The organism is Cereibacter changlensis JA139 (genome assembly GCF_003034985.1).
In the GTDB taxonomy this organism is placed as follows: Bacteria; Pseudomonadota; Alphaproteobacteria; order Rhodobacterales; family Rhodobacteraceae; genus Cereibacter; species Cereibacter changlensis.
In genome coordinates, this window is sequence record NZ_PZKG01000045.1 from 1 (window position 1) to 12,663 (window position 12,663).

A 12,663-nucleotide genomic window follows, 5' to 3' on the forward strand; every position below is an offset into this window, starting at 1 on the left:
CGCCTTCACCTGCGCTCTCTTGAACAGCCAGCCGATGGGCTTCTACGCCCCGGCCCAGCTGGTGCGCGACGCCCGCGACCGCGGCGTCGAGGTCCGGCCGATCTCGGTGAACCACTCGCTTTGGGACTGCACGCTGGAGCCGCGCGCCGACGGCAGCCTGGCGCTGCGGCTCGGCTTCCGCCAGATCAAGGGGCTCCGGCAGGAGGACGCCGGCTGGATCGCCGCCGCCCGCGGCAACGGCTATCCGGATGTCGAGAGCCTGTGGCGGCGCGCCGGCATCGCCCCCGACACGCTGGAGCGGCTGGCCGAGGCCGACGCCTTCGCGGCCCTCGGCCTCACCCGCCGCGACGCGCTCTGGGCCGCCAAGGCGCTGAAGGCCCCGGCCCCGCTGCCGCTCTTCGGCCCCGACGGCGAGGGCGGCCGCGAGCCGGCCGTCAGCCTGCCGCAGATGACGCTGGGCCAGGAGGTGATCGAGGATTACCTCTCGCTGCGCCTCAGCTTGCGCGCCCACCCGGTGGAGCTGCTGCGCCCGCGCCTGCCCGAGAGCCTGCCGCATGACCGGCTGGGCGCAGCCACCGGTCGCGTCACCGTCACCGGCCTCGTCATCACCCGGCAGCGCCCCGGCACCGCCTCGGGGGTGATCTTCCTGACGCTGGAGGACGAGACCGGCAGCGCCAACATCGTGGTGTGGAAGAAGGTCTACGAGACCTTCCGCAAGGCGGTGATCGCCGGCCGCCTCATCCGCGTCACCGGCCGCCTGCAGCGCGACGGGCCCGTCACGCATCTGCTGGCCGAGCATGTCGAGGACCTGTCGCCGCTCCTGGCGACCCTCGGCCGGCCGGTCGTGATCGACAGCAACGACGGGCGAGCGGACGAGACCAAGCGCCCGGTCGGCGGCAGTCTGCGGCCATCGGCGCGGCATCCCCGGGAGCAGGCGAAGAAGCTGTTCCCCAGCCGGGATTTCCATTGAGGGGGAGGCTGCAAAGGGCGGAATGCAGCCGTTCGCTGCATTGTGCGCGAATGGCCGGTTTGGGCGAGGTCAAGACGTGCCGCGGGTTTCAAGTCGACGAGTGGCGCAATGTGTGGCGACGCGTCTCCGTCACCACCGATCTGTCGGCAACGCGGCTCGCTTCCGCCGCGCCCAGTGCATTTGGTGCGGCAGGGGTCGAAGCAGCACCGCCAGCGCCAATGCCACAAGCAGGGTGAAGAGCACCGCAAAGACCGTATCTGACAGGAAATGCCGACCGGCGGCAACGCGCTGCAAGGCGACGACCGGCGGCAAGCACCAGGCGGCAGCCAGCAGCAAAGACGACACGCCGTTGTGGACCCGGTGTTTCAGGTAAAAGCGCAGGAGCATAAGCGCCAGCGCCGTCGCGGTGGCGCCCGAGACTTCTCCCGACACAAACGAGCAGTTGCGGGCGCAGACGCCGACCAGTTCGTTCGCTGGGCTGAACCGGAGGGATCCGCCGAATTCGGCAATTTGAGCGGGCCTTGCCCGGCCCCAGAGCGGCTTTGTCATCACGTCCACCATGAAGCCCGGACCAAGGACGTAGAGCGTCAGGATGAACCCCCAGGCGCGGGGCGGCAGAACAGACGCTCGACCGGCTAAACCAATAACAGTGCCCAAGGTGGCGGCGACGCAAAGCAGGATAGCGGCATTCCAGATGGCCATGCGGAGCGCTTCCGCAAGCGGATTGCCATCGAAAGCGAACCCCGCGGTCGGGTCATGGAAGGCTTCAGAAACGCGAAGGTCGATCTCTGGCCAGATCGCGAAGACCGCGAAGGTGAAGAGTATGCATCCGAGGATCCGAGCGACGTGGCGGTCGGTATTGATGACCGCAGGACCAAGATCGGGCAGGACGGATTTGGCACCCTTTGACTCAAGCATCCGGTCCCTCGCGACGTGTGGTCAACGCGAGTGCATCGATCCTGCCCTCTTCCCCAACCTGCGAGACAGCGGATCGACCGAGAGACGCGACAGCGTCCTCGCGTGTGGCGGTGGATCCAGACGCAGCGAAGCTGAGAGCGACAGGAAGTGCCTCTGCCATCCGCCGGTTCTCCAGAACTGGCCCCAGGACCGTCCCGGCAAGAAGGATGACGCTCACGGCGTCGGCACTCCTGGCAACCCGGCACAGCGACCAAGCGGCTTCCAGCGAGGCAGAACCCATTGGGTTGATCGGGATCATCAATCGGCGCACCAGTGCTAATATGTGAGTGTGGTCCTGCGACCTGCCACACAGGTGCGGCACTCACGGGCCCAGAGCCAGTCGATCTGCACGAACGGACACCGTGGCTGCATGAACGCCCGATTTCGTGGTTTGAAACCGAGAGGTGGTCCGCTAGCTTTCGGGAGACGCAGATTACGAGTAGGTCACCTTGTCCAGCAGAGCACGCTATCCGTTGCTTGATGACCTCGTGGTGCACGTGGATCCCCGACACTCCTGGACGGGTTACTTGGTTGCAGCAGGCACCATCCTATCTTTCGGCCTCGCCCTTAGCGAACCTTCGGCATCAAGCGGGCTCGGCCTGCCTGCGCGATTCGTATTCTGGCTGGCCCATGTTGCTTCGGCTTTGATCTTATATGAGCTGACTCAGATCACCCTTGGCCGCATCGCCATGTTCGGGCATTTGCCGCCTGTCTTTTCGGTCACGATGGTCGGCGTGGTAGGTGCCCTCCTGTTCTCGACATTCAATCTTCTCCTGCTGGACAGGATTGTCTTCCTGATCGGCGATGTGCTGGACCCTGAGTCGATTTCCATTGCCGGACTGATGGACGAACTGCGTGACAGCGGCGCAGTGTCCGTTCTGTTCTGGGTGCTTCTGAACAGCCCGCGTCTGATCATGATCGCCGAGCAGAAGAATGCAGATGAGGCGGGCGAACCACCGCCGGCCGAGGTCGCGTCCACGCCACCCGATGCAGCAGACGCTCCGTCCGAGGCCGGCAGACTGCTACTCGACCTGCTGTCGCGTCTGCCCCGGCGCATCGGGACCGACATCGTCGCGATCTCTGCCGAACTGCACTATCTGCGCGTCTACACACTTGCAGGGGAAGCGTTGATCTTGATGTCCTTTGGCCGCGCCGTCGAAGCGCTCGGCGTGATCCCGGGGCAAACGATTCACCGCTCGCACTGGATTGCAGTGGCGCATGTAGCGACCTTGGAAAGCGACGGAAATCGCGTCATCTGCCGGTTGGATACGGGTCTGGAACTGCCGGTCAGCCGCACCTACCGTCCAAGATTGCGCGCTACCCTTGCTGGCCGTGACCATCAACGGGTGCTTCAAGCCGCCGGAAGGATAGCACCGGCACCGAATGCCGTCGAATGATCCAGGTGCGCGTAAACCTAGTGGAAACTGTTGGTGCGATGAGCGGGCCAGGGCTGGACCGCGCCGCGTTGCGTGATCCCAAGCGGGAGACAGGGCCGGGACAGCCGCAATCGCAGGTGCAGAGCCAATAGTTCTCTCGCAAGCCTCCGGTCAACTTGGAAAAGGCTTCATCAACGGACCTTCGCTTGCGGCCAGAAGGCAGAAAGCGGAAGTTCGCTGCCGCAACGACTGACGGTCGGCTTGTGCCGAGGCTGTGTGAGAACTTGGTCCGATAGCGCCACCCGAACATAACAGTGTTCGCCGGTAGCCAACATGCCGCAACGAGGTCCCCGTCGAGGGCGGCGGACGACGTTGCTTGGAAAAATGCTCTCGGCAGGATCGCAAAATCTGGGTTTTCACACAGCCTCAGCAGCAGGTGGCAGCGCATCTTTGCGTGAGGTATCGGACTGCTCTGCACGTCTAGGCGTGTGACAGCAGCAGTCGGACGGCGCGCAGTTTTCTTACCTTTCCATAAGCTGGGTGCTGCGCCACCACGCTGGCCTGCCGGCACCCTCGGCTGACGATTGTGGGCGGCTGGGATCATCGCGTGGTGCGTCAGGGGCATTGCTTTGGGGCCCGCCCATTAGGCCCCAGACATGCTTATGTGCGAGGCTCGGCCTGCGGATCCAGCATCTCTGGCGAAGCTTGGACGCGCAAAGCTGGCGCATGTGCGGGGTCTGGCGCCGCGGCACGATGCCCACCCTATTCCACGCCCCTGGCTTGGCGTACCATCAGGCCATGAAGCTGCGTCAGACCATCCGGTTCTGCAACTCGGCGGACGGCGCCCGTCTCGCCGTGGCGTCCTGCGGCAGCGGGCCGGTGATCCTGCGGGCGGCGCATTGGCTGAGCCACGTCACCTTCGACCTCGAAAGCCCGGTCTGGCGGCCTTGGCTGGCGGCGATGTCGCGGCGCGGCTGCTTCATCCGCTACGATCCGCGCGGCTGCGGCCTGTCGGACCGCTTCGTCAGCGATCTCTCGATCGATGCCTGGCACGCGGACCTGCAAGCGGTGGCGGACAGCATCGAAGCGCCGCGCTTCGTGCTCTTCGGCCTGTCGCAGGGCGGCGCGCTGGCCATCGTCTACGCCCTGCACCACCCGGAGCGCGTCTCTCATCTGGTGCTGGCCAATGCCTATGGCCAAGGCGGCTGGGCCCGGGCCGGAACCGACGCGGAGCGGCTTGAGGCCGAGACCTTGGTGAACTTCGTCCGGATCGGCTGGGGCCGGGAGAGCCCCGCCTTCTGCCGCTTCTTCACCAATCTCTTCATCCCCGACGGTACAGACGAGCAGCACCGCTGGTGGGGCGACCTCGAGCGCGAGACCGCCAGCGCCGAGGTGGCGGCCGAGCTGCTCTACAACATGCAGCGGATCGACGTGCTCCACCTCGCGCGCGACCTGCGGGTGCCAACGCTGATCCTACACAGCCGCCGCGACATGCGTGTGCCCTTCGAGGAGGGCCGCAAGCTCGCCGCGGCCATTCCCGGCGCGCGGTTCGTGCCACTGGACAGCGGCAACCACGTGCTGCTGCCGAACGAGCCCGCCTGGCAGGTCTTCCACGCCGAGCTCGACCAGTTCCTCGGGAGCAGTCAGGACGCGGGCCCGCTGCAGCAGGCGGGGCTGACCGCGGCCGAGGCGGCGGTGCTGAGCCTCATGGCCCAGGGCCTCGACAACCGCATGATCGCGGCGCAGCTGGGCAAGAGCGACAAGACGGTGCGCAACCAGCTGTCGGTGATCTTCGACAAGCTGGGGGTGAAGACCCGGGCGCAGGCGATCGTCGTCGCGCTGACGCGTTGATCTCCCACCGGTCGGGACATCCGTCCCATGCAAGGGCGCAATTTCCCGGGGGCGGCGGGACATCCTCCCCATGCGCCCCGCCTCCGCCGGCCACAAGGTTCCGGCAGGCGGTATCCCTCGCCGCCGGGGATCATGGAGGATGAGATGAGACAAGTGAACGAGACGGAGCTCAACACGCTGGTGGGGCGGGTGCTGGCCGATCTCGGCGGCGCGGTCAGCGTGCCGCTGGTGCGGATCGGCGACCAGCTCGGGCTGTACCGCACCCTGGACGAGATCGGTCCGGCGAGCGCCGAGGACCTAGCGAGGGCGGTCGACTGCGCACCGCGCTACGTACGCGAATGGCTCGCGGCGCAGGTGGCCTCGGGCTATGTGACCCATGCCGAAGGACGCTTCTCGCTGACCCCGGAGCAGGCCTTCGTCTTCGCCGCGCCGGACAGTCCGGCCAGCATGATCGGCGCCTTCGACACGGCGGCGGCGATGGTGGAGAACCAGCCCAAGGTGCAGGCGGCGTTCAAGACCGGCAAGGGCGTCGCCTGGGGCGACCAAGCCGGTTGCCTGTTCTGCGCCGTGGCGCGGATGTTCTGGCCCGGCTACGTCAACGCGCTGGTGCAGGAATGGCTGCCGGCGATGGACGGCGTGGTGGACAGGCTGAAGGCTGGCGCAAAGGTGGCCGACGTCGGCTGCGGTCACGGACTGTCAACCATCCTGATGGCGCAGGCCTTCCCGGCCTCGCAATTCGTCGGCTACGATTTCCACCCCGCCTCGATCGCCGCGGCGACGGCGCATGGGCTGTCGCACGGGCTGACGAACCTGCGCTTCGAGGTGGGCCGGGCGCAGGACTTCCCGGGCAGTGGCTTCGACCTGGTCACCTGCTTCGATTGCCTGCACGACATGGGCGACCCCGAGGCGGCCGCGGCCCATATCCGCAAGACGCTGAAGCGGGGCGGCACTTGGATGGTGGTCGAGCCCGCGGCGGGCGACCGGCTGGAGGACAACATCAACCCGGTCGGCCGGCTCTACTACTCCGCCTCGACGATGATCTGCGTGCCGACCTCGCTCGCCCAGGAGCGCGGGTTGGCCCTCGGCGCACAGGCCGGCGGCGAGCGCCTGACCGAGGTCATCCGCTCCGGCGGCTTCACAAAGGTACGGCGGGCGGCGCAGACGCCGCTGAACATGGTGCTGGAAGCGACCTGAAACATGGGCCGCAGAAAATTGCGGCTGCCTTGTCGAGCAAGCGATAAGCCATCCGCAATCGCCGGAGTGCGGGCACCATGCATATTCGCGGCGGAGCATCAGGCACCGTTTTGCACCGCCGCGACGTGACGAAACCTCTGCCGATAGATCAGTGGCGGCACACCCGTCGCTCGCTTGAAGATGCGGCGGAAGGCGGCGGTCTCCGTGTAACCGACCTCGTCGGCAATCGTGTCGATCGCGGCACCGGTCGTTTCCAGCATCTGCTTCGCCTCCTCGATGCGCAAGGACTGGACATAGTCGAGCGGGGCATAGCCGGTGGCGGCGTGGAAGCGGCGAACGAAGGTGCGGGGCGCGAGGCCGGAGATCCGGGTCATCCCGGCGACCGGGGCCTCGCCTGCATAGTTGTCGGCAATCCAGATCTGAGCCGCGGCCACCGCAGCGTCGTCGTGCTGGCGGGGACGCACGCGGGCGGCGAAGGGGAGTTGACCGTCGCTCCGGTCGCCGAAGAGGAACAGCTTCGCGGCGCGGCGGGCCTCCTCCTCGCCGCAGAAGCGGGCGACGAGATAGAGCGCGAGATCGGTCCATGACGCCATGCCGCCCGCGGTGACCAGCCGGTGGCCTTCGCCCGCCGTCACCAGCACGCGCTCGGCGCGGAGACGCACGGCCGGATAGCGGCTGCGCATCTGGTCGACCGCCGCCCAGTGGCATGTAGCCTCGGCGCCGTCGAGCAGTCCGGCCTCGGCCAGCATCAGCGAGCCGGTGCAGACCGAACAGACAAGCGCGCCCTGGGCATGTTGCCGCCTCAACCACTCGGTCGCGGCGGGCCATCGGCCACGGGTCTCCTCGTCGCGGCCGATGGCCAGATCTCCGACGATGACAATGTCGGCGCGCTTCGCCTCCGCGAAGGAGAGGTCGGGCGCGATCGGCAGGCCGGCCACGTTGCGGAATGGAGCGGCGCTTTCGGCGACGATGCGCGGCAGGAACCGCCGCGGTCCCGGTGGCCAGCCGGTCAGCAGCCCCCAGCCGGGGCCGACGAAGGAAAACACCTCGTAGAGCCCGTTCAGCACCCCCGTCGCCATTTCTGGCGCCGCCAGCAGGCACACCGAAACTCTGGTTGGAAAGGGCGTGGGCATGGCCGATCATGGCATATCCGGACCGGTTTCGTCGACTCCGTGCCTCACGCTGCGGGCCAGTCCCGTGTCATTCCCGATCCGCGATCCATCCGATCGCAGCATGATCGGGAGACCTCTGATGACCCTCGAAACCAGTGCCACGCTTGCGGAGGCCAAGACCGGGCTGCGCCTGCCCATCACCATCGCCGCCCTGCTCCGGGGGAAGCGCCATGTCTACGTCGCTCCGGACCGGCTGGATGACCATCTGCTGAGCGACATCGGCCTGCGGCGCGACCGGATCGACGGGATGGCTAAAGCCCTCTCCCGAAGCAACCGGCGACACCGCGGGGCCAGCGCCCCCGGGTCGCCCACCGCTTGAAGGACCGCCTCCATGTTCGCCACCACCAGACGCAAGCTGCTCGGCACGACCCTGCTCGGCGCCGGTGCGGTTCTGGCCGGCCTGGGCTTCGCCCGGGCCGAAACCCTCAGCACGAAAGGAAGGACCATGCTCGATTCCTATTCCCCCCTCACCCGCGGCCTTGTCCAGGCGGCGAGCTTTCCCCTGATGGAGGCGATCCACGGCCGGCGCTCGCGCCGTTTCGCCAAGGGCGCCAGCATCCCCAACGGTCCGCTGGCCTTCACCTCGCGCCATGCGCCCGAGGCGCTGGACCCGCTGGAGCAGATGCTGCTGATCTCGACCATTGCCGGCAACACCGGTTGGGCGAACCTCTTCGCCCATCATCCGGGCTACGCGGGAAAGCTGCCGAACTACACCACGGCCGCCGGCGGGCGCAGCTTCCCCTCCTCGGCGGGCTTCAACACCTCCGAGTTCTTCTTCACCGACGATACCGGCGTGTATTTCCTGCCGACGCGCGACATGACGCCGGTCCAGACCGGCGGCGGGGCCGACCTGAACCGCTGGCTCGAGGCGCATCGCGCGCGGATCGTGAAGCTCGCCGACGGCCGGCTGAACATCCCCGCCGAGATGCCGCATATGGAGGGCCACAATACCTGGTGCGCCAATGTGCCGGGCTCGACGCTTGTGTTTCCCGTGGCGGATGTGGCGCAGCAGGTCATCCTGCTGCTGCTCTATCTCGTGCAGAACGGTACCGGCATCTACGACAACGTCAACGGGCGGCCCATTCCGGGGCTGGAGCGTTACACGCATCGGCTGAACCTTGAGGTCGCCTATCCGATGACCTTCCTCGAACAGGTGGCGCTCACCGACGCCTCGGTGGAGATGGGGACCGCCTGCTATGCCGGCGCGCTGATGCTGCAGGCGCTCGGGCTGGGCGGCTGGATGTACACCGGGCTGAACCCGTTCACCGTGCTCGGTGCCAGCGGCGATCCGGCGGTTCCCGGTCTCGGCTTCCGCTTCGAGAAGCAGGAGGGCAACCCGCTTCCGCATTTCACCGGCCTGCCGGGGGTGTTCGAGGCGCATGTCCCTCCGCATCATGCCGACATGCGCGCGGCGGTCGAGGCGGTGGTGGCGCGCAAATTCGGCGCGGGCGGGCCGTTCGATCCGGCGCAGAAGGGGCCATACAAGGAAACGGCGGCGATGCGCGGCAGCGCAGCCAGGATCGACGCCGAAGCCATCGAGATCACCACGCTGATGGCCGATTACGTCCTTTCCAGCTTCGGACGCTTCCCCGCAACCGTCCCGGCCGTTTTCCTGCACACCTATCTCCAGGCGCACAGGCTGGACACGGAGTTCTATGACACGCATTTCGGGACGGGAGCGTATCTGCGAACCCACGCGGACCATGATCGCAACTGGAGCTGACGTGGCGGATCAAACGAACAGGGCCTGCCCATCCGCCCCGCGGATGGGCAGGCACGTGAGACATGCTGCAGGCCATCTCTCGTGTAGTTCGACCCCACGGCAACAGCGTGGGGTCGCCGGCGGACAAAAGCAGTCGTCTATGTCCGCCGCCTGCGCCCAAAAAATCACCGAGTTTTCCCGAGGCGGAATCATGCAAAAAGCTCCAAGACTCTTGGACGTTTCCGGGACAGAAAATGCCCGTTCACGGCCGCCTTCTGAAGGCGCAGGTAAGCTCGAAATGATCGCCCAGCTCCGCAGACCCCCACAAGCTGCGCCAAACCGCCGCAGTCTGCGTGTTCGGCCCATTGCCGCCGCTCGAAAGCGCGCCGCCGCTGCGGCGCGGCGTTCCCTAAAGTGGTCGCTTATCATGGAATGCCGCATTTTAAGCTGATGAGTGACCGCGCGCTGGCCTGTTGGTTAGCCTGATCCAACTATAAGGACCTCTGCCGTTCCGGATAGAAAGTCCATGCAATAAACCGACTGGTTTTCTGGCCCTGCGCCATTTCGACAACCTTAAATTCGGCAACCTTCGCTTTCTTCAGCAGTCTGGAGAGCGGCTTGAGGTTGTCCTTCTTGGACACCAAGCAGGTGAACCAAAGGCATTGGTCGGCAAAATTCATGCTCTGCTCGATCATTCTGGCGATGAAGCCGATTTCACCACCCGGGCACCAGAGCTCGGCATTCTGGCCGCCAAAATTGAGTTCGGCTGAGTGGCCCTTGCCAAGATTTCGCCACTTGCGCCGCGTGCCCTCTTCCGCCTGCGCAAGCGACGCATGAAACGGGGGATTGCACAGCGTAAGGTGGAAAACATCATCTGGGCCGACGACGCCTTCGAAGATATCCTCCGCGTTGTTCTGACGTTTGAGCTTTATATTCAGCCTGTTTCGCTGGCAGATTTGCCGTGCTGATTTGATTGAGACCGGATCGATATCGACTCCCGTGAAGTCCCAGCCATATTCATGCTGACCGGTCAGTGGATACACAAGGCTTGCACCGGTCCCAATGTCCAGCACCTTGATATCGGAGCCGTGCGGGATCTCTTGGTCGTTGCTTGCGGCAAGCAGATCCGCCAAGTAATGAATGTAATCGACACGGCCCGGGATCGGGGGGCACAGGTAAGCGGCAGGAATGTCCCAGAAATCAATTTCATAGTGGGTCATCAAGAGCGCCCGATTGAGCAGACGGACCGCGCCCACATCCTGAAAATTGATCGTCATCTGACCGCGCGGGTTTCTTGTCATGAATGCCTCCAATTCGGGGGATTTCACGAACAGGCGTTCAAAATCATACCCCTCTCGGTGTTGGTTGCGGGGGTGCAACATGAGTTTGACAGCCATGGGAAACCTTCTAGCCTATTGGTCTAGGCAGCCTGCCCGACAGGGCGTCAAGCATAGAGCTTCCTAGCTGCCCAAGGAATACATGAACGGCTTACCTGCCATCCGGCACGGTCGCGCCGCCAAGTGCGGCTTCCTCAAGCCGGCCGCTCATGTTTGCCGCAGCGATCCAGACCGGGCAAATCTCTGATGCGAACGAAGCGGACCTTTACCTCTCGTCCCCCGGCCGTAAGCACGCATTGGCGACGAGGCGATCCGACCCGTAACCCTACTGCCGGATGCGCCAGCCCGTCCGGAAGATCCACCAGACCGCCGCGAGGCAGGCGGCGGTGAACAGCAGGATCGCCAGCAGGCTGATCATCACCGGCACGTCTGCAGTGTCGAAGAACGACCAGCGGAAGACCGACATCAGGTACACCACCGGGTTGAACAGCGCGAGGGTGCGCCAGATCCCCGGCAGCATATTCACGCTGTAGAAGCTGCCGCCGAGGAAGATCAGCGGGGTAAGGACCAACAGCGGGATCAATTGCAGCTGTTGGAAATCCTTCGCCCAGATGCCGATGATGAAGCCGAACAGCGAGAAGCTGAAGCTGGTCAACACCAGCAGCGCGAACATCGCGACCGGATGCGCGATCGGCAGGTCAACGAACAGGAACGCCGTGGCGAGGATCACCAGACCGATCAGGACGGATTTCACCGCCGCCGCGCCGACATAGCCGATGACGATCTCGGCCGTGCCGATCGGCGCGGTCAAGAGCTCGTAGATCGTGCCGATGAACTTGGGGAAATGGATCGCGAAGGACGCGTTCGCCACCGACTGGGTGATCACCGTCAGCATGATGAGCCCTGGCACAATGAAAGCGCCATAGGTCACGCCATCCACCGTCTCGATCCGGCTGCCGATGGCGGCGCCGAACACCACGAAATACAGCGAGGTCGAGATGACCGGAGAGACCAGCGATTCGACGATGGTGCGGTAGAAGCGCGCCATTTCGCGGTTGAAGATCACCCGGATTGCCTGGACGTTCATGCCTGCCTCCTGACCAAGCCGACGAAGATGTCTTCGAGGCTGCTTTGCCGTGTCGCGAGGTCAGTGATCTGCAGGCCAGCCGCGCGCATCTCGCCCAGCAGGGTGACAATCCCGGTACGTTCGCCCTTCGTGTCGTAGGTGTAGGTCAGGCTGCGGCCGCCCGGCTCCAGCTCCAGGGCGTATCCGCGCAGCGCCTCTGGCACGGCCGTCAGCGGCTCGGCCAGATCGACCTGCAGCTGCTTCTGGCCCATCCGGGTCATCAGCCCGACCTTGTCCTCGACCAGCAGGATCTCGCCCTTGTTGATCACGCCCACCCGGTCTGCAATCGCCTCGGCCTCTTCGATGTAATGGGTGGTCAGGATGATCGTCACGCCCTGCGCTTTCAGGTCGGCCACGACCGACCACATGTCCTTGCGCAGCTCGACATCCACGCCGGCAGAGGGTTCATCGAGGAACAGGACCCGGGGCTGGTGGGCCAGCGCCTTGGCGATCAGCACGCGCCGCTTCATGCCGCCCGACAGCGGCTGGATCGGGCTGTCCTTCTTGTCCCACAGCGACAGTTGCCGCAGCACCGTCTCGACCTGCGCCGGGTCCGCCGCCTTGCCGAACAACCCGCGCGAGAAGGAGACCGAGTTGATTACCTTCTCGAACGGCTCCAGCGTGATCTCCTGCGGGACGAGGCCGATCAATTCGCGTGCGGCCCGGAAATCGCGCACGACATCATGCCCGCCGACAGTCACGCTGCCCGAGGTGGGGCGCACGATGCCACAGATGGTCGAGATGAGCGTGGTCTTGCCCGCGCCGTTGGGGCCGAGCAGCGCGATGATCTCGCCCTCCTCGATCTCCAGATTGACCGACTTGAGCGCCGAAAAGCCTGACTTGTAGGTCTTGGTCAGATCCCGGACGGATACGATAGTTGGCATGACTTCCCCCGACCTCCGATGGGTTCTTGTATCGCGCCGAAGCGCCTGAAGCCAGCGATCGTGGTCCGCGTGTCGCTTGCGGGCCTATAGCTGC

11 protein-coding genes are annotated in these 12,663 nt (G+C 65.3%); 6 read left to right on the plus strand and 5 right to left on the minus strand.

Annotated features, from left to right (window positions below):
• Positions 1 to 970: helix-hairpin-helix domain-containing protein (locus C5F48_RS11440; RefSeq protein ID WP_258186496.1), on the plus strand; the 970-nt coding region annotated here is incomplete at its 5' end.
• Positions 971 to 1,099: 129 nt separating this feature from the next.
• Here C5F48_RS11440 and C5F48_RS11445 read toward each other — a convergent pair.
• Positions 1,100 to 1,888 (minus strand): phosphatase PAP2 family protein, encoded by a 789-nt coding sequence (locus C5F48_RS11445; protein WP_107664047.1) that lies wholly within the window; start codon positions 1,886 to 1,888, stop codon positions 1,100 to 1,102.
• 512 nt (positions 1,889 to 2,400) lie between these two features.
• Here C5F48_RS11445 and C5F48_RS11450 point away from each other — a divergent pair.
• The 3 genes from C5F48_RS11450 to C5F48_RS11460 all read left to right on the plus strand — a co-directional run bounded on the left by C5F48_RS11450 (position 2,401) and on the right by C5F48_RS11460 (position 6,348).
• The gene (locus C5F48_RS11450) at positions 2,401 to 3,324 is read left to right on the plus strand and encodes a LytTR family DNA-binding domain-containing protein (protein ID WP_107664048.1); all 924 of its coding nucleotides are present in this window, start codon (positions 2,401 to 2,403) and stop codon (positions 3,322 to 3,324) included.
• A 777-nt stretch (positions 3,325 to 4,101) separates the two neighbouring features.
• Complete coding sequence (locus C5F48_RS11455) at positions 4,102 to 5,154, plus strand: alpha/beta fold hydrolase (RefSeq protein WP_107664049.1); 1,053 nt, start codon at positions 4,102 to 4,104, stop codon at positions 5,152 to 5,154.
• 144 nt (positions 5,155 to 5,298) lie between these two features.
• Entirely contained in the window at positions 5,299 to 6,348 is a 1,050-nt protein-coding gene (locus C5F48_RS11460; protein ID WP_107664050.1) for a class I SAM-dependent methyltransferase, read from the plus strand.
• 98 nt (positions 6,349 to 6,446) lie between these two features.
• Here C5F48_RS11460 and C5F48_RS11465 read toward each other — a convergent pair whose 3' ends face one another.
• Complete coding sequence (locus C5F48_RS11465) at positions 6,447 to 7,451, minus strand: GlxA family transcriptional regulator (RefSeq protein ID WP_219907805.1); 1,005 nt, start codon at positions 7,449 to 7,451, stop codon at positions 6,447 to 6,449.
• 148 nt (positions 7,452 to 7,599) lie between these two features.
• Here C5F48_RS11465 and C5F48_RS11470 point away from each other — a divergent pair, with 148 nt between their 5' ends.
• Both C5F48_RS11470 and C5F48_RS11475 read left to right on the plus strand, forming a co-directional pair.
• Complete coding sequence (locus tag C5F48_RS11470; protein WP_107664052.1) at positions 7,600 to 7,839, plus strand: hypothetical protein; 240 nt, start codon at positions 7,600 to 7,602, stop codon at positions 7,837 to 7,839.
• Positions 7,840 to 7,851: 12 nt separating this feature from the next.
• Positions 7,852 to 9,243: a hypothetical protein gene (locus C5F48_RS11475; RefSeq protein ID WP_211314647.1), complete on the plus strand. Its 1,392-nt coding sequence runs from the start codon at positions 7,852 to 7,854 to the stop codon at positions 9,241 to 9,243.
• A gap of 470 nt (positions 9,244 to 9,713) precedes the next feature.
• Here C5F48_RS11475 and rlmF read toward each other — a convergent pair whose 3' ends face one another.
• The 3 genes from rlmF to C5F48_RS11490 form a co-directional block, all read right to left on the minus strand.
• On the minus strand, positions 9,714 to 10,619 hold the full coding sequence (gene rlmF, locus C5F48_RS11480) for a 23S rRNA (adenine(1618)-N(6))-methyltransferase RlmF (protein WP_107664053.1): 906 nt from the start codon (positions 10,617 to 10,619) through the stop codon (positions 9,714 to 9,716).
• A 265-nt stretch (positions 10,620 to 10,884) separates the two neighbouring features.
• On the minus strand, positions 10,885 to 11,646 hold the full coding sequence (locus tag C5F48_RS11485; protein WP_107664054.1) for an ABC transporter permease: 762 nt from the start codon (positions 11,644 to 11,646) through the stop codon (positions 10,885 to 10,887).
• Positions 11,643 to 12,569: an ABC transporter ATP-binding protein gene (locus C5F48_RS11490; protein ID WP_107664055.1), complete on the minus strand. Its 927-nt coding sequence runs from the start codon at positions 12,567 to 12,569 to the stop codon at positions 11,643 to 11,645. The genes C5F48_RS11485 and C5F48_RS11490 overlap by 4 nt, the downstream gene beginning before the upstream one ends.
• Positions 12,570 to 12,663: the final 94 nt, after the last annotated feature.

Excerpts from the sequence above, each read along its gene's own strand:
- C5F48_RS11445 (WP_107664047.1), bottom strand. The coding sequence starts at position 1,888 with ATGCTTGAGTCAAAGGGTGCCAAATCCGTCCTGCCCGATCTTGGTCCT.
- C5F48_RS11455 (WP_107664049.1), top strand. The coding sequence starts at position 4,102 with ATGAAGCTGCGTCAGACCATCCGGTTCTGCAACTCGGCGGACGGCGCC.
- C5F48_RS11460 (WP_107664050.1), top strand. The coding sequence starts at position 5,299 with ATGAGACAAGTGAACGAGACGGAGCTCAACACGCTGGTGGGGCGGGTG.
- C5F48_RS11470 (WP_107664052.1), top strand. The coding sequence starts at position 7,600 with ATGACCCTCGAAACCAGTGCCACGCTTGCGGAGGCCAAGACCGGGCTG.
- C5F48_RS11475 (WP_211314647.1), top strand. The coding sequence starts at position 7,852 with ATGTTCGCCACCACCAGACGCAAGCTGCTCGGCACGACCCTGCTCGGC.
- rlmF (WP_107664053.1), bottom strand. The coding sequence starts at position 10,619 with ATGGCTGTCAAACTCATGTTGCACCCCCGCAACCAACACCGAGAGGGG.
- C5F48_RS11485 (WP_107664054.1), bottom strand. The coding sequence starts at position 11,646 with ATGAACGTCCAGGCAATCCGGGTGATCTTCAACCGCGAAATGGCGCGC.
- C5F48_RS11490 (WP_107664055.1), bottom strand. The coding sequence starts at position 12,569 with ATGCCAACTATCGTATCCGTCCGGGATCTGACCAAGACCTACAAGTCA.